This window comes from Kribbella sp. NPDC058693 (assembly GCF_042715335.1).
Classification (GTDB): Bacteria; Actinomycetota; Actinomycetes; order Propionibacteriales; family Kribbellaceae; genus Kribbella; species Kribbella jiaozuonensis.
Genome location: NZ_JBHXSQ010000006.1, coordinates 160,203 through 179,177 on the forward strand (window position 1 = coordinate 160,203; position 18,975 = coordinate 179,177).

The window sequence follows — 18,975 nt, forward strand, 5'->3', positions numbered from 1 at the left end:
GGTTGTTCAGAACCCTCAAGAAGAAAAGCAAGAGAAATAAGAAGTACAGGGAAGAAATGATAGAGAGGGAGTTGGCTGCCTGGCCGGGCTGGGCGGCCCGGTCATGCTCGGCGTGTCAGAAGGTGCATCGACCCACCGCGATAGAAGGATTGGATTAGCGAACTGGTCGGGCGGGTGTTCCAGATGGTCGAAGGACGGCCAAGGCGGGGTGGGCGTCCACCGAGCCTGGGGTTGTACCGGCAGGTCGTGTTGGTGCTGCTGCCGTTGCGGCACAACGTTCCCCAGATGATGCTGGCCGACCCATCGGGAACCGTGCGAACGGCACCAGCAACTACTCCGGGAAACGACGCCGCCAGGCCTGAACATCCAGATCGCAGCCACGACCGCCGCGCGATCACCGAGTGCGGCTGGGAGGGCGTCTTGGACAACCACACCTGGCTGGGCGACGCCGGCCACCTCGGCACCACCGCAACCATCCCGTGCAGACGACTCGGCTGGTGACTTCTGAATAACCCTCAGAGACAAGGAAAGACGAAAGATCGAGTGGGGGTTGGGTGCCCGGCTGGGTCCGGCGGTCCGGCGGCAGTCCGGTGGCAGTCGTCGTCGGCCGGAGAACCTGACTGCGAGGGTACGCTGCGCACGCGTTCGTCTTGTAAACAAGGGCTTTCGAGCATGATCGATTGGAGATTCTCGCATCTGGCATATATAATCGAACGCATGTTCGAGAATGATCTAGGTGAGTTCTCGACGGCCGAGCTGCTGGAGTCGGCCGTCGAGCATCGCGTGATGGCCAACCGGGCCGACGCGCGGTTGCTGGAGCACGCCCAGATCTACGCCGACCGGTTCCACCCGTCCACGTGTGGCGTCCGGCCTGGTCGCCGGTCCCCCGATGGGCGGGAGCGGGCCGTGGTGCTGGGTGGTGAAGGCTGCCCGGAGATCGCGGAGTTTGCGATCGCCGAGTTCGGCGTCGTGCTGGGGATCTCGCCGATGGTGGCTGCGCGGTTCATCGGTGAGGCGTTGGCGTTGCGGCACCGGTTCCCGTTCACCTGGGCACGCGTACAAGCCGGTGACGCCACCCCGTGGAAGGCGCGCCAGCTCGCGTCGGCGTGCATGAAACTCTCCGAGGAAGCCGCCCGGTACGTCGACCAACGCGTCGCGCCGCTGATCGACTCGATCACGCCGTACCGGCTGGACAAGATCGTCCGCGCCGCCAAACTCCACGCCGATCCGGACCTGGCCCGCGACGAGGCCGCCGAGGCAGCAGATGAGCGCGGCGTGTTCGTCGGCCGCAGCGACGACCACGGCAACAAGACCCTGTTCGCGAAGGCTCCCGCCGCCGCAGTCATCCGGCACGACGCGACCATCGCCGCGATCGCCGACGCCCTCAGAACCTTCGGCGACACCCGCCACCTCCAGCACCGCCGCGCCGACGCCATCGGCATCATCGCCGACCCCCGCTACACCCAAGAACTCCTCACCCAAGCCCGCAACCACTCAACTCCCAACCACCCAACTCCCACAACCTCGGCGGATACCGACTCCGCCGACTCCGCCGACTCCGCTCCTGCCTCGTCCCCGCACACGAACCGGCGCGGTACAGCGACTCGCCCAGCAAGCCGCCGATACGACGGCACGCCTGCAACTGAGACAGACCCGACGAGCGCCGCCCGACCCGCCATCCACCGCAATCTGACCAGCCCGCACTGCGGACCCGACCGTAGGAGGTCCATGCAGTCGGGCGCGCCCGCTCTACCTAACCCAGCCCACCTGCCTGATCCGCTCGAGCCACGCGACGCTCCGCCCGCGGAAGACTTCGAGCTATGCGAGCCGGATCCGGCGACCGACCCGTTCGACAGTCGGCCCACGAGCTACGTTCCCGGTCCGCGGACAGAACCTGATCCAGGAACTCCGATGGACGCCGCCGCCCAACGGGCGCTCGACGCTCGGCTGGCCGAGATCAAGCGAGCGGCGCACACACATCCCACAGGCTCGACGGGACAGCTGCGTCCTGCGCGGACCGAGGTCTTCGTGCACCTCACCGACCACACACTTGCCACCGGCAACGGTGTGCTGCGCGCCGAGGGAATCGGTCCCATGCTCGCCGACCAGCTCACCGAGCTCGTCGGACACGGGCCGTACGTCGTCAAGCCCGTCATCGACCTCAACGACGCCGTCAGCGCCGACGCCTACGAGATCCCCAACCGGATCCGCGAACGCGTCCGACTCACCCACCCCGTCGAACTGTTCCCCTACGGCACCCGCGAAACCCACCGCACCATCGACCTCGACCACATCAAGCCCTACGACCCACACCACCCCACCGGTGCTGCCGGCCAGACCAGCACCCGCAATCTCGCGCCGCTCAGCCGCTACGCGCACCGGGTCAAAACCCACGCCCGCGGCTGGACCGTCCGCCGCGTCGACCTCAAAACCCTGGAATGGACGACACCCCACGGGTTCACGTTCCACGTCGACCCCACCGGAACCCACCGCCTCCCCAACCACACACCCGACAGCTAAGGACCTGCTCAGGCAGCGGCATAACCGAGCGGTGAACCACGCGGGTTTTGATGCGCACCTCCTTCGTCGGGAAGGTGGCATTCATGCCGAGGAAGTACGACGAACAGACCAGGGCCAAGGCGGTCCGATTGGTGGCCGAGCATCGGGGCGATTACGCCAGTGAGTGGGAGGCGATCACCACTGTCGCGGGCCGGCTGGGGATGACGCCGGAGACGCTGCGCCGCTGGGTTCGCCAGGCCGCGGTCGACGCCGGTGAGGCCGGGGGGGTCCTCGCAGATGGTCCGGGAGAACCGGGAGCTGAAGCGGAAGAACGCCGAGCTGGAACGCACGATCGAGATCCTGAAGGCGGCGACCAGCTTCTTCGTGCCCGAGAGCGACCCGCGACAGCGCTGATCTGCGGGTTCATCGCCGAGCAGAAGGCTCGATTCGGGGTCGCTCCGATCTGCCGTGCGCTGAGCGCGCATGGCTGCCCGATCGCGACGGGATCTTGGTGGCGCGCTGCACCGTCAAGCGGCTGAGGAAGGACGAACGGGTGGCGTGGCGTGAGCAGGACAAAGAAGATCCGTACCACGACGCCAGACCCGTCCGCGCCGGGCTCCGGACCTGGTCGAGCGGCAGTTCCGGGTGCCGACGCCGAACCGGTTCGCCTACACGGACTTCGTCATCGATGCCTTCGCTGGACGGATCGTCGGCTGGAAGTGCTCGACATCCAAGCACACACCGCATTCGTCGAACGCGCCATCGCCCAAGCCGCAGCACTCCGCGCGACGGAGGGCAATCCCCCGCAAAACAAGGCGATTCATCACTCAGATGCCAGGTCTCAATACAGTTCGGTGCACCTCAGTGAAACCCTGCACCTGCACGGTCTCAGCCCGTCTATCGGGTCGGTCGGTGACGCCTACGACAACGCGCTGGCCGACACCACCATCGGGCTCCACAAGACCAAATGCATCCGCGACAACTCACCGTTTCGGCGGCAACCCCTGATCGGCCTCACCAGCGGCGAGGCCATCACCGCCGACTGGGTCGACTGGTACAACACCAGCCAGCTCATGCACCGCCTCGACCGACGCCCACCCGCCGAAGCCGAGGCGACCTACTATGCACAAACCCGAGACGACCAACCCGTCGGCTGGCTGATCCCGAACAGGTCGGCCAGCATCATCTGGGGAACGTTGTGCCGCAACAGCAAAAGCAGCACCAACACGACCTGCCGGTACAACCCCAGGCTCGGTGGACGCCCAGCCCAGCCAGGCAGCCGACTCCCTCTCTATCATTTTTCCCTGTACTTCTTATTTCTCTTGCTTTTCTTCTTGAGGGTTCTGAACAACCCGGTGGGTGGGGTTGACCTGGTGTGCGCTCCAGGTTGGATTGTGTTCGGCATGACTTCTCCTACCTCCCCGTTGGTGCTCGGCGCGATGATGTTCGGTACGGCGATTGACGAGGACACGTCGTTCGCGCTGCTGGACCGCTTCGTCGAGCGCGGTGGTGTCTGGATCGACACCGCCGACTGTTATGCGTTCTGGGCAACTGAAGACGGCCGCGGCGGCGCCAGTGAGCGCGTCCTCGGCCGGTGGCTGGCCGCGCGCCCCGGCGTACGCGACCGGATCCGCATCGCCACCAAGGTCGGCGCGGAACCGCTGTGGGCCGGATCATGGCCGGATCAGCGCGCGGGTCTGAGCCGGCGAGCGATCCACGACGCGTTCGCCGGCAGCCTCGAGCGGCTCGGCATCGACCAGGTCGACCTGCTGTGGCTCCACCAGGAGGACCGCAGTACGCCGATCGAGGAAACCGTCGACGCCGTTGCCGAACTCAATGAAACCGGTCAAGTACGACGAATCGGCGCATCCAACCACCCGGCCTGGCGCATCGAGCGCGCCCGTACCCACGCCAGGTCCAAGGGCTTAGCGCCGATCGACGCACTGCAGCTCAGCGCCACCTACCTCCAGGTCCGCCCCGGCACCCTGCCGGAGGACACCGCGCACCCATTCGGGCAACTCAGCAACGAGCAGCTCGACCACGCACGTGAACACCGGATGGAGATCTGGGCCTACACCCCGCTGCTGGCCGGCGCGTACGACAACCCGGACAAGCAGATCCCCGAGGCGTACGACCATCTCGGCAGCACCCGTCGCCTCGCCGCCCTCGACCAGGTCGCCCAGCAGACCGGCGCGACCCGCGGCCAGGTCGTCCTCGCCTGGCTGGTTGCCCAAGGCATCCGCCCGATGCTCGGCGGCAGCAAGCTCCACCAACTGGAAGCGGCTCTGGATGCGACCGCGATGACCCTGACCGAGGACCAGCTCAAGCAACTCGACGTGCGCTGAGCCGTCAGCGGTTCGTACGGAGGGTCTGGGCCAGCTCGTCGAGGGCCGGGAGCGCGTCGATGATCGTCTGCGCGGATGCTTCCGGGAGCTGGTCCAGGCACGCGCCGAGCGCCTCGGTGCGGAGCAGCTTGACACGCTCGTGCAACTGGCGGCCGGCGTCGGTGGCCTCGACCCGGACAGCGCGCAGGTCGTCCGGGTTCGGGTCGCGCTGGATCAGCCCGAGCTCGGTCAGCCGACCCACCACCCGGGACAACATGGTCGGATTGAGCCCTTCGAGCTGAGCCAGTTCGGTCAGCCCGAGCGGGCCGCGGAACGTGATCAGGCCGAGCACGGACGCCTGGGTCGGCGTCAGGCCCTCGTCGGTCGCCGTGGCGTTGAGCTCCCGCGCGAGCTTGGAGATCACGCCACGAAGCTTGCTCAACGTCTCGGTGTCGGTCATGTCACCCCTTTATTGCCTGCCAGCAAGCAATGTAGTCTGTTCATCGATGGAACCGTCGAGTTCACCCTCAGTGATCACCGAGCCGGCACCGGACGAGCCACTGGCTCACCGGCGGCTGGTCTTCGGCATCGTCGCGATCGCCCTGCTGATGGCATCGATCGATCAGACCATAGTGGCGACGGCGCTGAATGCAATCCGCAGCGACCTGAATGCCGAGCTGACCTGGAGCGGCTGGACGATCACCGTCTACGCGCTCGGCCAGATCATCGTGATGCCGCTGGCCGGCCGGCTCGGCGACCAGTTCGGGCGGAAGAAGATCTTCCTCGGCGCGGCGGCGCTGTTCACGGTCGCCTCGCTGTGCTGCAGTCTCGCGGACAACATCTACCTGCTGGTGGTGTTCCGCGCGTTCCAGGCGATCGGCGGCGGCGCGTTCATGCCGACCGCGACCGGCATCGTGGCCGAACAGTTCGGCCGCGACCGGGACCGGGCGATCGGGATGTTCACCTCGATCTTCCCGATCGGCGGCATCATCGGCCCGATCATCGGCGGCATCATCGTCACGTACTGGTCCTGGCGCGAGATCTTCGTCGTGAACATCCCGATCGGTCTCCTGCTGATCGTGCTGGGCCTCAAGTTCATCCCGAGCAGCCCGCCGAAGGCCGCCTCCCGGATCGACGGGACCGGCGCCTTCCTGCTCGCAGTGACGATGCTCTTCGGCATGTACGGAATCAGCTCGCTCGGCAGCGCGGGCGCGGAGCCCACCGATCCGCTCTTCATCGTGTCGATGGTGATCGCGCTGGCGCTCGGCTTCCTGTTCGTCCGACACGCGAACCGGCACGCGGCGCCGTTCATCCCGGTCAGCCTGCTGCGCGGCCGCGGCTTCGGCGCGATGAACACCATCAACTTCCTCTTCGGCGCAGCCATGCTCGGCTTCGGCGCCCTCGTCCCCCTGTACGCCGAATCGCGGTACGGCATCCAGCCGCTCCAGGCCGGAACGCTGCTCACGGCACGCGCGGTCGGGATGATCTGCGTCGCGGGGCTCGCGGTGTTCGCGCTCCGCCGTACCGGATATCGGGCGCCGATGATCGGCGGGTTCGTGCTGGTCGCGGGTGGGATGACGCTGATGTCACTCGCTCCGCACGGCCTCACGCCGTACGCCTGGCTGGCCATGGCGGCGGGTATCACCGGTATCGGGATGGGGCTGTCGATCCCCGCGTCCAACAACGCCAGCCTGCAGCTCGCGCCGGACCAGATCTCCGCGATCGCGGGCCTCCGCGGCATGTTCCGTCAGTCCGGCGGAATCGTCGCGGTCTCGATCACCACCACGATCCTCAACCACGCCAGCAACGCCGGCGCCTCTCAGGCCCACAGCTTCGTCGTCTTCGCCGCGATCCTGCTGCTGATGATCCCCATCACCTTCCTGGTCCCGGACCACCGCGGGACCTGGTGAAATCGACGATCAACCGGGTCAGCTCCTCGGGCTGGTCCTCCGGGATGAACGAGTAGGAATCGGCGACTGTGACCAGCGTTGCGTCGGGCAACGTTTTCGCCAGGCGTTCGAAGAGTTGGGGTGCGAAGATGCGATCGTCGGCGGCCTGGACGAGCAGGACCGGCTTGTCGAAGCTGGTCAGGGCCTCGGCCGCCGCGAGTGTGTAGTTCCTGTGGACGCCGGCGATGAAACGCTTGGCGTCTCGGCGGATCTCGGCGCTGTCACGGATCGGCTGTAGATAGGAGTCGAGGATCGCGTCCGGAATCCCTCGTTTGGCCAGCCGGCCGAAGGTGTTGGGCAGCCTTCGCACGACTCCGTATTGGAGGAATCGACTTGCAAGCCACATAGACCCAGGCAGGCGGGCCAGCCTCGGCAGTTGGTCGAACGGCGCCGGGAAGAACTCCTCGAACGCGTCGCACGGCGTGAGCACCACGCGGCCGATCCGCTCGGGATGGTTGGCCATCAGGATCTGGGTGAGCGCGCCGCCGGTGTCGTTGGCGACGATGGTCACGTCGGTGAGGTCAAGCTCGTCCAGGAAACTCGCGATCAGCTTCGCGACGCCGGACGGCGTCAGGTCGGAATCAGGTGCCATCGGCAACTGGTGCGCACCGAGCGGCCAGTTCGGTGCGATGCAGCGGAAGCCGGCTGCGGCGACCTCTGGCACGACCTTCCGCCAGAGACTCGCGTTGACCAGCAGGCCGTGGACGAACACGACCACGGGTCCCGTGCCGCTTTCCTCATAGGTCACCCCGCCGGCGGTCCTCACACCGACACCTCAAGCGATCCCGACAAGGCATCGAGCGCCGTACGCCGCCCGGTCTCGACTGCGGCCCTGAGCGGATCGGGCCGGCGTTCCGTGCGTCCGATGCTCACGCTCCCGACCGGCGGACGCACCTGAATCGTCGCCGGATGCGACGTCAGTAACCGCTCCTCCTCCGCCCGGATCTCGACGCGATGCAACCACGGCTCGAGCGCGCCCGGCGCGTGGCGGGTGAACCAGCGCGTCATCACCGCCCGCTCCGCGCGCGACGGCGGCGACTGGGTCTCGTCGAGCCGACGGGTGCGGAAGGCAACGATATGCGTGGCGCCCTGGGCCAGCGCCGTACGCACGGGTGTGCCCTCGCTGACCCCGGCATCGACGTACGGCGTTCCGTCGATCACCACCGGCGGTCCGGCGAGCAGCGGCATCGCGGCCGATGCACGCAATGCCGTCTGCAGACTCGCCTGATCGTGGATGTGCGGATGCAGGTCGACCGGCTGGCCGGTGATGGCATCGGTCGCGATCGGATGGATGCCGACGGGGTTGTCGAGGACCTCCTGGAATCCCATCGGCATGATCTCGGTGTAGACCTTCTGCACCAGATAGCTGGTGTCGACCACCGGCCGGCGGCGCAGGATGCGTCTCGGGTTGATGGTCGTGCCCATGATCGTCCGGTCCCACCAGGCGTGCTTGGTGCTGTCGGCGCGACCGCACAGCAGCCAGGCCGCGTTCAGCGCACCGGCGGAGCTGCCGTAGACGGCGTCGAACAACGGCAACAGCCCGAGCTGCTCGATCGCGACCGTCATCCCGCTGGAGTACGCACCGCGTGAGCTTCCGCCCTCGATCAGCAGCACGAGGCGCGCGTCATCCCGGCGATGCCCCGGTGCACTCCCCTGCTTCCGGCGATCGCGCAGCAACTGGATCACAGACTCGGTCACCAGTCCTTTATACATCGTTTTGTATCAGCGTTACGAATAGCCGTTCCGGAACGTCGTACGGCGTGCTACGGTCGGCGCGTGCCCCGGGTGAAACAACGGACCGAAGCGCTGCACGAGCGCGGTCTGGCGAGCGCTCTCGCCGTCCTCGACGAAGCGGGCACCGCCGGTCTGACCACCAGGAATGTCGCGCTCCGGGCGAATGCGTCGGTGCCCGCGATCTACGAGGTCTTCGGCGACAAGGCCGGGATCGTCCGCGAGATCTTCTTCGAGGGCTTCCGGCAGCTGGCGGACGAGTTGACCGCTCTTCCCCGGCAGGCCGACCCGCTGGAGGCGCTCCGACGGCTCGCCGAGGCCTTCCGCCAGTTCATCCTCACGCGCCCGATGCTGGCCGAGGTGATGTTCTCCCGCCCCTTCGCCGACTTCGACCCGACGAATGACGAGGCACGGGCCGGCGCGAAGGTCCGCAAGATCTTCGTACAGCACGTCCGCGACGCCGTCACCGCGGGCGCATTGGACGGCGATCCCACCGACATCGCCCTCGTCTTCTTCACCTTCGTCGAGGGCCTGGCCGCCGCCGAGAGCGCCCACCGCCTCGGCACCTCGAAACAATCCACCAACCGCCGCTTCCGGCTTGGAGTCACCACCCTCCTCGCCGGCTTCACCACGACCGATCGACGATGAGAGGTGAGCCGTGTTCACGATCGATCAGATCAACGAAATCCATGACACGCTCGGTAAGGCGACCACGCTGCCTGCCTACCTGAATGCGTTGAAGGCCATCGGAGTCGTTCAGTCTGTCTCGTTCGTCACGGACGGCCACACCGAGCACCTCGGCGCAGATGGTTACGTCGTCTCGACTCCTCCGGCTCACCAGACGTTCCCGATCGCCGAGGTCAGCGATCGGACGCTGCTGACCGAGGCCCTCAAGGAATCCAACTACGAGAAGATGTCGAAGGCGCTCGCCGACAGCGGCATCGAGAAGTGGATCTTCGACACCCACGCCCTGACGATCGCCTACCTGGACAAAGCCGCCAACGTGCTCCTGAAAGAGGACGTCAGGTAGTCAGGGCTTGGGTTTCTTCGTGTTCTGCTTGGTCTTGGGTGGCTTTCCGTGCGTGTTCGGTTGGACGGGTTTCACCTGCGCTCGTGGTGTCGCCGTGTGCGGCGGAGCGGGAGGGTTGGGCCGGATCGTCGTGGTGCGGACCGCTGTCGGGGCCGGTGACGACTTCGGCTTCGTTGGGACCGAGGGAGTCGTACTCGTCGGGTTGTTGCTGGGGGCAAGGTTATTGGTCGGCGGGAGCTCGGGAGATCTGGTGGCGAGGACGGTGCCGACCCCGGCCGCGAGAACGACCGCCACGATCGCGCCGATCAGAGCGGGTTTCGCGGGCCTTCGACGTACTGGAGGCGTCATCAGTTTCGGCGTTGTGACGGACGGCGGCACCGCGCCGTCCGCGAGCTCGGCAGCGGTCGGCCGGTGGGAAGGGTCCTTGGCGAGCATCCAGAGCACCAGCTCATCGACGTCGCCGGGAAGGTCACGCCGGATCTCGCTCGGCGGCGCCGGCTCCCGCTGGACGTGCTGGAACATGACCGACGCCGGGTTCTCGCCCAGGAACGGCGGATGCCCGGTCACGAGTTGGTAGAACACGCACCCGAGCGCATAGATGTCGGACGGAGGCTCGGCGGGCTTGCCCAGCGCGCGTTCCGGCGACAGGAAGTGGCTCGTGCCGACCAGTTGCCCGGCTGCGGTCAGGGTTGTCGGCGTGTCATGGAGGAACCGGACGATGCCGAAGTCCGCAACCTTCACCGTGCCGTCGCCGGTGAGCAACAGGTTGTCCGGCTTGATATCGCGATGCACGATCCCCTCGCGATGAGCGGCCGCGAGACCGGCCGCAGCCTGCCGGATGATCGACCCGGCGCGGTCAGGGCAGAACGGTCCTGAACACCTGAGTTCCTCACCCACGGTATGCCCGTCGACCAGTTCCATCGCCAGGTAGAAGCGGTCCTCGTACTCACCGAAGTCGTAGGCGGCGACCACATGCGGATCGGACAGCTGCGCGATCGCCCGCGCCTCACGCAGGAAGCGCTCCGACGCGGCGAGCGTCCCCGGGACCGGCAACATCACCTTCACGGCGACCTGGCGGCCCAGCAGGAGATCGTGTGCGCGATACACCTCGCCCATCCCGCCACGACCGATGACCGCCTCAGTTCGGTACCTGTCCGCGATCAACTCCCCTGCTCGCCTCACTGCGGACCGGTACCCAGGTGCAATCGTTCCGGCAAGTTGCCCAAGGCCCACGAGTGCCATTGGCGCGGATGGGCACTGGTGAAGCATGGCGCAGACAACGCACGTAGGACCGGCAACGCGGGCGCCACAGCTCAGGTACGTCAGAACGCTGAATTGTGCGGCGGACCGCCTGTGGAACCTGATCACCACCCCCGACCTTCTCAGCGGTTGGCTCGGCTCGACGGTGCTGAGCGACACGCAGTACGGCGGGTTCCTGGTCGCGACCGGTCCGCGGACCCAGCAGACCGGCATCGTGACCACCTGTGAGCCGCCGCACTATTTCCAGGCTGCCTTCAACGACCCGCCGCACCACCCGACCACGGTCCTGGTGGACGTGGTTCCGGCACAGGACGGATCCCACCTGATCCTTACCCAGGCCGGCATCCATGCCGGCCGGGTGGCCGACTACGACACGTTCTGGACCGCTGCCCTGGACCGTCTCGAGCGAGCTGCTTCAGATCAGGTAGCGGTCTCCAGGGCCGACGATGCGTAGCCAGCGGGATGCGTACGGTTCCAGTTGCAGCGTCAACGAGCCGTTCTCGGCGAGTTCGGTGGAGCCGTCGCGGAGCAGATCGACCGCACGCAGTCCGACGCCCGAACCGGCGACACCGAGCGTCACCTCGGTGGCCTCCGCGCCGAAGTTGTGCGCGGTGACGATCGCGCCGTCCTCGTACTCCGAGCGGTGCGCCATGACGGCCGGTGCGTTGTGCTCGAGGATCGTGCACTCGCCCCACGACAACTCCGGGCACTCGCGATACCGCCGTACGAGCAGCTTGATCCAGTTGAGCAACGAGTCCGGGTCACGGCGTTGCGCGGCCACATTGACGTGCTCGGGACCGAACTCGCCCTCGGTGACCGGTGCCGTGAGGTGTTCGGGATCGGCCGTGGAGAAGCCGCCGTTCGGACCGGTCGTCCACTGCATCGGAGAACGGACGGCGCCCCGGCCTTCGATCGCGAGGTTCTCGCCCATTCCGATCTCCTCGCCGTAGAACAGCACCGGCGTACCGGGCAGCGAGAACAGCAGGCTGTAGACCATCTTGAGCCGCGCCTGGTCGTTGCCCAGCATCGGCGGCAGGCGGCGGCGCAGACCACGCCCGTAGAGCTGCATCTCCTTCTCCGGACCGAACGCGTCGAACACCTCTTGACGCTCGTCGTCGGACAACTTGTCCAGGGTCAGCTCGTCGTGGTTGCGCACGAACGTCCCCCACTGACTCTCCTCGGTGGTCGCAGGACGTTGCCGCAACGATTTCACCAGCTCGGCCGGATCGTTGCGCGCCAGCGAGAGGTACATCCGCTGCATCCCGATGAAGTCGAAGCACATCGTGAGCTCGTCGCCGTCCTCGTCACCGAAGAATCGGCGTACGTCGGGATACGGCAGGTTCACCTCGCCGAGCAGCATCGCCTGCCCGTGCCGACGATCCAGGAACGCCCGCAGATCACGCAGGTAATCGTGCGGATCCGGCAGGTTGCCGGCGTCCTCGGCCCCGGTCGTGTCGAGCAGGAACGGTACGGCGTCCACCCGGAAACCGGACAAGCCGAGCTGCAGCCAGAAACCCATCACCCGCTGGATCTCCTCGCGCACCTCGGCGTTGGCGATGTCGAGATCCGGCTGATACTTGTAGAAACGGTGCAGGTAGTACTGCTCTGCCTCGTCGTCGTACTGCCACAGGCTCGTCTCCTGGTCCGGGAACACGATGCCCTCGTGCTGATCCGCCGGCGGCTCGTCCCGCCAGACATACCAACCCCGGTACGGCGACTGCCGCGAAGCGCGGGCGCTCTGGAACCACGGGTGCGCGTTCGAGGTGTGGTTGACGACCAGGTCCGCGATCACCCGGATCCCCCGATCGCCCGCGAGCGTGATCAGCTCAACCAGATCACCATGCGTCCCCAGCCGCGGATCGACGCCGTAGAAGTCGGTGATGTCGTACCCGTCGTCGCGATCCGGACTCGGATAGAACGGCATCAGCCACAGGCAGGTCACCCCAAGATCGGCCAGATGATCGATCCGCTGACCCACCCCGCGCAGATCCCCGCACCCATCCCCGTTCGTGTCGAAGAACGTCTCGACATCAAGGCAGTAGACCACCGCGTTCTTCCACCAAATATCAGCCGTCTCCGTCAATCGCATGCCTCCGGGTGCCCACGCCACGACGCGGGTACACCCGGCAAGCGTCACGGCCAGGCGGTGCTGAGTCGCTCGTACTCTTCGGCGGTGACCGGAAGCACGACACCGTGGCAGGGGTCGTCCGGCAGGCGATGGTCGGTGGAGGGTGTCCACGCCCCGCCGGCGAGATCGGTCGTCTCGAACGGGACATACCGGCGTACCGCCGTGAACTCGTCGATCCAGAGGTACCACTTGTCCTCGGTGTTCGACTTGTACACCAGCGGACCCTCTCCCTGGACGATCGCGCCCAGGCCGATGCCTTCGGCGAGTGGTGTCCATTCGGCTGCCGTCAGCGAGGTGGAGGTCTCAGAGAAGACGGACTTGCCGAGCGGTACGTCGCCGCTGCGGCCGCGTTCGTCCTTCAGGAAGCGGTAGTAGACGCCGTCGTGCTCGATCACCGTGGCGTCGATGGTCTGCCAGCCGCGGTCGATCCACACCTGCGGCTCGGAGAACTCGCGGAAGTCGCGGGTGGTGGCGTACATGATCCGGTTGTAGCTCTCGCCCTCGTGCTCCGCGTTGTCGTAGAGCGTCGAGGACCAATGCACGAGGTACGCACCCTGCTCGGGGTCCCAGATCGCCTCCGGAGCCCAGGTGTTGCCGGCCTCGGGCGGTGCAACCTCGACGAGCCGACCGTCACCCCAGTTCACCAGATCCGGAGACTCCCAGACCATGATCGAGCGGCTTCCCCGGCGCTGGTGCCGGTCCCAATCCAGGCTCACGTACAGACGCAGGTCGGTCGCGATCAGGTAGAACCGGTCCGCGGACCGGACGATGTGCGGGTCGCGCACGCCGCCTTCGCCCAAACCGGAGTACAGCACCGGCTTGCCTCCGTTGAGGTCGCGGAAGTGGAGCGGATCGTTGCCGTCGCTCAGCGCGAAGTAGATCTGTTCGCCGTCGATCGATTCGCGCTTGAAGTGCACATACAGGTAACCGGCGTACATCAGCCGACCTGGATGGCGAGGCAGTTGGCGACTTCGAGTGGGGGTGTTTCGGGGAGTTCGGCGACCAGGATGCCTTGGGCTTGGGTGAAGGGGACGGGGCCGTGGCCGAGGAGGCGTACGGCGGTGACTGATTCGGCGGTGAGGCCGCGGATGATGGCGCGGTGGTCGGCCGGCCAGGCGAGTTGGAAGGCGTAGATGGTGTTGTCGCGGCGGGTGAAGCGGTAGTCGGAGCTTGTCCAGCGCACCCGGTCCTCGGTGAAACCGTCGATGATCACGCTTGATGGTCCTTCGCCGAACACGTCGAAGGGCCGGGTGCCGTAGATGCCCTCGCCGCAGACCTTCGTCCAGGCGCCGAGGTCTTCGAGCAGCTGCGTGCATTCGAGGTCGAGGCTGCCGTCCGGCTGTTGTGGCACGTTGAGCAGGAGGTTGCCGTTCTTCGACACGATGTCGACGAGCAGCTCGATCACGTGGCCGGCCGTCTTGTAGACGTCGCGAACGTTGTAGAACCAGTCGCCGACCGACGTGTCGGTCTGCCACGGCCGCGGCTGGATGCCAGGCGTCTGGCTCCGTTCGATGTCCATCATCCCGACCGCGCTCACCTCGGGCCGGCGATCCTTCTGCTGATAGACCGCCCGGTTCGTGCCATGGAGCCGCGCGCTGGTGTTGTACAGATGCGACACCGCCCGCAGCCCAGGCTCGTACGTCGCCTCGCCGAACGGCAGCGGCCCGTCGGAGTACAGCAGGTCGGGCTGGTACCGGTCGATCATCTCGGTCACGGCCTCGAGCCAATGCCGGTGCCACGCGGGATCGTCGCTGTACCAAGGATCCGGTACGTCGACGTCCTGCAGGTAGCGGCTGTTGTCGAGGTACAGGTCACGGCTGGCCGGGTCGTTCCCGTCGTACGGTCCGAAACGATCGCCGCCCTTGTTGACCGACATCCATGTGAGCGCTGCGCCGAGGTGTTCGGTTATGCCGAACGGCAACCCGTGCTCGTCCGCCGCCGCCTTCCACAGCGCAAGAATGTCCTTGCCCGGGCCGACCTTCACCGAGTTCCAGCGGTGGATGGCCGACTCGTAGTTGAAGAAGTTGTCGTGGTGCACGGCCTGCGCGACGAAGTACCGCGCGCCGGCCGCGACGAACCGATCCATCAGGTCCTCCGGATCGAACTTCTGCGCCTTCCACAGCGGTACGACGTCCTCGTACCCGAACTCCGACGGGTGCCCGTAGGTCCGCAGGTGGTACAGGTACTGAGCGGTGCCCTCCCGGTACATGTTGCGCGCGTACCAGTCGCCGTACCGCGGCACCGACTGAGGACCCCAGTGCGACCAGATGCCGAGCTTCGCATCCCGGAACCAGTCCGGGCATTCGAACGTGCTCAGGGACTCGAAAGTTGCGTCGAACGGCACTGGTCGCTCCTCGTCGGGTTTGCCGGGGACTACTTGTTGGGCATCTTGTCGTAGGCGGTCTGCTGGATCTCGAGGTACCGCTTCAGGCCGAGACCGTCGAGGCCCTTGATGTAGGCGTCCCAGTCGGTGTCGATGTTCTTCGAGCCGGTGACGAACTGCAGCGCGTTCTGCTGCACGTAGTTGTCGATGTTCGTCTGCAGCGTCGCGACCTCGTTCGCCTGGGCCGGGTCGATCCACACCTTCCAGTACGGGTAGATCTTGGCCTTGTCCTCGTGGCCCGCGTACAGCTTGGTCGCGTCGAACAGCCGGCGCTCGTACCCGGCCTGCGAGTAGATGTCGGTGCCGATCGCCTCGGAGTTCCGGAAGTGGGCGGTGTTGTTGTACTGCGCCAGCGCGCCCCAGCCGGAGTTCGGCGGCTTCGATCCGACCTTCTGCGGGATCTGCTTGAACACCGGCTTCAGGGACTTGTCCAGCGCAACATCGCCGGCCCCCGGCTTCACCCAGGTCTTGCCCTCGGTGCCGAACTGGCCGTTGATCTGGCCCTCGTCGGTGAAGATGTAGTCGAGCAGCTTGATCGCCTGGATCTGCTCCTCCTGGGTGGCCTTCGAGGTCAGCACGAAGGTCGCACCGGGTGCGCTCGGGAAGTTGTAGCCGGTGAAGTTCGCACCGTCCGGCCCGGTCAGCGGCGGCACCGCGTCGTACTGCTTGTCGCGGCCATCGGGAGAGCCGGTGGTGACGAAGATGCCCGGGTGCAGGACCGTCGCGGATCCGAGCACGACGGTGCCGGCGTGGTTGCCCTGCTGCTGCAGCGCGTCAGGGTTCTGGGTGAACGCGCCCTTGTCGATCAGGCCATCCTTGTACAGCGAGTTCAGGTACTTGAGGCCTGCTCGCCAGCCGTCCTTGTTGGCCTGGACGTCGACCTTGCCGTCGTTGAGCACCAGGGTCGAGTTGTTGTTGCCGCTGGTGCCCTGCGGGTCGTAGATGAAGGCGTTCATGAAGTACGGGATGAGTACGTCGCGGACGTCGGCGCTGAGCGGGATCTCGTCGGCCTTGCCGTTGCCGTTCGGGTCCTGGGTCTTGAACGCCTCGAGGACCTTGCGCATGTCCTCGGTCGTCTTCGGCTGCTGCAGACCGAGCTTCTTCAGCCAGGCGGAGTTCATCCACAGCTTGTCCTGGTACGTGCAGTGGAAGCAGTCGACCCACTGCGGTATCCCGTAGATCTTCCCGTCCGGTGCGGTGGCCATCGCCTTCCACTCCGGGGTGGAGTCCAGCGCCTTCTTGACGTTCGGCGCGTACTGGTCGATCAGCTGGTTCAGGGGTACGACGACACCCTGGTTCGACAGCTTGAGCAGATCGGTCTGGGTGAACTGGTCGACCCACGGGATCAGCAGGTACAGGTCGGGGTAGTCACCGCTGGCCAGCGAGATCTGCCGCTTCTCCTTGGCCGGTCCGCCGTCGAACGTGGTGTTCTGCCACTTGATGGTCAGGTTGAACTTGTCCTTCACCACCTTGGTGAAGTCGTTCGTGGCCAGGTTCCAGTCGGCCGACTGCGGCGCGAAGACGTCCAGCGTGAGCGCGGGATTCCCGGTGATCGTGGGCAACGGCTTGCCCTGCGTGTCGTCCGAGCCGCCGCCTCCTGAACAGGCCGCAAGGGCGAGCGCCAGGAGACTGATGCCGGCGACCGCGGCGCGCCTCCGCCTACTGAGTTTTACAGACATAGGTCCCTCACAGGGTCGAGGTGAAGCAGGAGATCAGCCCTTCACAGCGCCGATCAGGATTCCCTTGGTGAAATAGCGGGCGACGAACGGATAGATCAGCAGGACCGGAACGCTCGCGACCACGATCAGCGAGTACTTGAGCAGGTCGGCCAGTTGCTGGCGCTGGATGACGACGGATGCGTCGACCGCGCCGCCACCGGTGGTGTTGAGGATCAGGATGTTCCGCAGTACCAGCTGCAACGGGAACAGATCCGGGTTCTTCAGGTAGATCAGCGCGTCGAAGTACGAGTTCCACTGCATGATCGCGTACATCAAAGCGACCACCGCGATCATCGGTTTGGCCAGCGGGATCACCACCGACCACAGGAACCGCAGGTCGCCGCAGCCGTCCAGCTCGGCGGCCTCGACGAGCTCCTCCGGGATCGCGGTGCGGAAGTAGGTACGGGCGATGATGACCTGCCAGACCCCGATCGCCTGCGGGATGATCAGCGCCCACCGGGTATCCAGCAACCCGACCGACTGCACCACCAGGTACGTCGGGATCAGGCCGCCGGTGAACAGCATCGTGAACAGGATCGCGGTCATCACGACGTTGCGGCCGACCAGGGTACGACGCGACATCGGGTAGGCGATCGCGACCGTCATCGTGACGCTGACGATCGTGCCGACGACCGTGTAGAACAACGAGTTCACGTAGCCCTGGACGATCTGCGGGTTCTCGAAGACCGCGTGGTAGCCCCGCAACGAGAACTCGACCGGCCAGAACAGCACCCGTCCGGACGACACCGCCTCGGGACTGCTGAACGAGCTGGCCACGATGTACAGCAGCGGCGTCAGCACCACGGCGAGGAAGACCGCGAGCAGCAGGTAGACGCAGAACAAGAAGATCCGGTCGGTCCGGGACTCACGGATCCGGCGCGCCTTCGCGGCCCGGCGTTCGGTCCGCTTGGTCGGCTTGGTGGGCAGTGCGTCTACCGGCGGCATTTCGGTTCGGGTAGTCATGACCACAGTCCATTTCCGGTGATCCGCTTGGCGATGGTGTTGACCATCAGCAGCAGCGCCAGGTTGATGACCGAGTTGAACAGGCCGACCGCGGTCGCGCCGCTGAAGTCGGCGTTCAGCAGGCCGGTCTTGTAGACGTAGGTGGCGATGATCTCGGACTGGCTGAGATTGAGCGGGTTCTGCAGCAGGAACGCCTTCTCGAACCCGATCGCCATGATGTTGCCGACAGCAAGGACCAGGATGATCACCGCGGTCGGCATGATGCCCGGCAGGTCCACGTGCAGGATCCGCCGCAGCCGGCCGGCGCCGTCCACCTTGGCCGCCTCGTGCAGCGCCGGGTCGATCCCGGCGAGTGCCGCGAGGTAGATGACCGCGGAGTACCCGGTGGTCTGCCAGACGTCGGACCAGACGTAGATGTGCCGGAAGTAGTCCGGGTTGCCGAGGAAGTCGATGGACGGTACGCCGAAGAACCCGAGCCCCTCGTTGACGATGCCGAGTCGCGGCGAGAGCACCAGGATCGTCATCGACACGACCACCACGGTCGAGATGAAGTACGGCGCGTACGTGACCAGCTGGACGCTCCGCTTGAAGATGCCGTTGCGGACCTCGTTCAGCGCGAGCGCGAGGATGATCGCGATCGGGAAGCTGGCCGCGACGGTGTAGAGCGACAGCACGAAGGTGTTCTTCACCAGGGTCCAGAACACCGGGTTGTGGAAGAACAGGTCGAAGTTCTGCCAACCGACCCACGGGCTTCCCCAGATGCCCTTGATCACGTTGTAGCTCTTGAACGCCAGCACCGCGTTCGACATCGGGATGTACTTGAACACCACGAACCAGACCAGCGGCACGACCATCAACAGGTAGAGGGTCCAATGCCGGCGCAGACTTCGGCGCAGCCCCTTGATCCCGGGCCGATCTCGTCGCCCGCGACGACTTGGCCGCACCGGTGTCTGACCGGCCGGCGGCTGGATAGTTGTCAGGCTTGCCATG

General features: G+C 66.1%; 17 protein-coding genes and 1 pseudogene. 7 read left to right on the forward strand and 11 right to left on the reverse strand.

From position 1 onward, the window contains the following. Positions 1-717 precede the first annotated feature (717 nt). Both ACFWUU_RS37935 and ACFWUU_RS37940 read left to right on the forward strand, forming a co-directional pair. Entirely contained in the window at positions 718-2,520 is a 1,803-nt protein-coding gene (locus tag ACFWUU_RS37935; protein WP_380183158.1) for a hypothetical protein, read from the forward strand. An 83-nt stretch (positions 2,521-2,603) separates the two neighbouring features. Then, positions 2,604-3,653: pseudogene (locus tag ACFWUU_RS37940) on the forward strand (DDE-type integrase/transposase/recombinase); the annotation flags it as partial. Here ACFWUU_RS37940 and ACFWUU_RS37945 read toward each other — a convergent pair. Beyond that, positions 3,620-3,727, reverse strand: a complete 108-nt coding sequence (locus tag ACFWUU_RS37945) for a transposase family protein (RefSeq protein ID WP_380183541.1) — start codon at positions 3,725-3,727, stop codon at positions 3,620-3,622. The pseudogene ACFWUU_RS37940 and the gene ACFWUU_RS37945 sit on opposite strands and share 34 nt — an antisense overlap. Before the next feature lie 175 nt (positions 3,728-3,902). Between ACFWUU_RS37945 and ACFWUU_RS37950 the strand changes: the two genes are divergently transcribed. After that, the gene (locus ACFWUU_RS37950; RefSeq protein WP_380183543.1) at positions 3,903-4,844 is read left to right on the forward strand and encodes an aldo/keto reductase; all 942 of its coding nucleotides are present in this window, start codon (positions 3,903-3,905) and stop codon (positions 4,842-4,844) included. Positions 4,845-4,848: 4 nt separating this feature from the next. Here the strand turns inward: ACFWUU_RS37950 and ACFWUU_RS37955 are convergent, their stop codons facing one another. Further along, positions 4,849-5,283: a MarR family winged helix-turn-helix transcriptional regulator gene (locus ACFWUU_RS37955; protein WP_137257635.1), complete on the reverse strand. Its 435-nt coding sequence runs from the start codon at positions 5,281-5,283 to the stop codon at positions 4,849-4,851. A gap of 46 nt (positions 5,284-5,329) precedes the next feature. Between ACFWUU_RS37955 and ACFWUU_RS37960 the strand changes: the two genes are divergently transcribed. Further along, positions 5,330-6,733: an MFS transporter gene (locus ACFWUU_RS37960; protein WP_380183160.1), complete on the forward strand. Its 1,404-nt coding sequence runs from the start codon at positions 5,330-5,332 to the stop codon at positions 6,731-6,733. Here ACFWUU_RS37960 and ACFWUU_RS37965 read toward each other — a convergent pair. Together ACFWUU_RS37965 and ACFWUU_RS37970 are read right to left on the reverse strand one after the other, a co-directional pair. Beyond that, entirely contained in the window at positions 6,696-7,520 is an 825-nt protein-coding gene (locus ACFWUU_RS37965; RefSeq protein WP_380183162.1) for an alpha/beta fold hydrolase, read from the reverse strand. The genes ACFWUU_RS37960 and ACFWUU_RS37965 overlap by 38 nt on opposite strands. A 14-nt stretch (positions 7,521-7,534) precedes the next feature. Next, entirely contained in the window at positions 7,535-8,470 is a 936-nt protein-coding gene (locus tag ACFWUU_RS37970) for a patatin family protein (protein WP_380183164.1), read from the reverse strand. A 78-nt stretch (positions 8,471-8,548) separates the two neighbouring features. On the opposite strand from ACFWUU_RS37970, the gene ACFWUU_RS37975 reads away from it, so the two are divergent. Together ACFWUU_RS37975 and ACFWUU_RS37980 are read left to right on the forward strand one after the other, a co-directional pair. Further along, positions 8,549-9,151: a TetR/AcrR family transcriptional regulator gene (locus tag ACFWUU_RS37975; RefSeq protein WP_380183166.1), complete on the forward strand. Its 603-nt coding sequence runs from the start codon at positions 8,549-8,551 to the stop codon at positions 9,149-9,151. A 10-nt stretch (positions 9,152-9,161) separates the two neighbouring features. Then, positions 9,162-9,533 (forward strand): DUF1398 family protein, encoded by a 372-nt coding sequence (locus ACFWUU_RS37980; protein WP_380183168.1) that lies wholly within the window; start codon positions 9,162-9,164, stop codon positions 9,531-9,533. Here ACFWUU_RS37980 and ACFWUU_RS37985 read toward each other — a convergent pair whose 3' ends face one another. Continuing rightward, complete coding sequence (locus ACFWUU_RS37985) at positions 9,534-10,715, reverse strand: protein kinase (RefSeq protein WP_380183170.1); 1,182 nt, start codon at positions 10,713-10,715, stop codon at positions 9,534-9,536. 85 nt (positions 10,716-10,800) lie between these two features. Here ACFWUU_RS37985 and ACFWUU_RS37990 point away from each other — a divergent pair, with 85 nt between their 5' ends. After that, positions 10,801-11,247, forward strand: coding sequence for an SRPBCC domain-containing protein (locus ACFWUU_RS37990; protein WP_380183172.1), 447 nt, complete (start codon positions 10,801-10,803; stop codon positions 11,245-11,247). On the opposite strand, the gene ACFWUU_RS37995 is transcribed toward ACFWUU_RS37990, so the two are convergent. From ACFWUU_RS37995 to ACFWUU_RS38020, 6 genes are read right to left on the reverse strand one after another with little or no spacing between them, the layout of a single operon-like run. After that, a complete protein-coding gene (locus ACFWUU_RS37995; protein ID WP_380183174.1) occupies positions 11,209-12,882 on the reverse strand; it encodes an alpha-amylase family protein in 1,674 nt (557 codons plus the stop codon). The genes ACFWUU_RS37990 and ACFWUU_RS37995 overlap by 39 nt on opposite strands. Before the next feature lie 44 nt (positions 12,883-12,926). Then, positions 12,927-13,859 (reverse strand): glycoside hydrolase family 43 protein, encoded by a 933-nt coding sequence (locus ACFWUU_RS38000; protein WP_380183176.1) that lies wholly within the window; start codon positions 13,857-13,859, stop codon positions 12,927-12,929. Next, the gene (locus ACFWUU_RS38005) at positions 13,859-15,265 is read right to left on the reverse strand and encodes an alpha-L-fucosidase (protein WP_380183177.1); all 1,407 of its coding nucleotides are present in this window, start codon (positions 15,263-15,265) and stop codon (positions 13,859-13,861) included. Before ACFWUU_RS38005 ends, ACFWUU_RS38000 begins: the two co-directional genes overlap by 1 nt. 29 nt (positions 15,266-15,294) lie before the next feature. Further along, positions 15,295-16,983: an ABC transporter substrate-binding protein gene (locus ACFWUU_RS38010; protein ID WP_380183179.1), complete on the reverse strand. Its 1,689-nt coding sequence runs from the start codon at positions 16,981-16,983 to the stop codon at positions 15,295-15,297. A 33-nt stretch (positions 16,984-17,016) separates the two neighbouring features. Beyond that, positions 17,017-17,985 carry a carbohydrate ABC transporter permease gene (locus ACFWUU_RS38015; protein ID WP_380183180.1) on the reverse strand — a complete coding sequence of 323 codons (969 nt, stop codon included), beginning with the start codon at positions 17,983-17,985 and terminating at the stop codon, positions 17,017-17,019. Further along, positions 17,982-18,974 carry a sugar ABC transporter permease gene (locus ACFWUU_RS38020; protein ID WP_137257646.1) on the reverse strand — a complete coding sequence of 331 codons (993 nt, stop codon included), beginning with the start codon at positions 18,972-18,974 and terminating at the stop codon, positions 17,982-17,984. Before ACFWUU_RS38020 ends, ACFWUU_RS38015 begins: the two co-directional genes overlap by 4 nt. Between the last annotated feature and the right edge of the window lies 1 nt (position 18,975).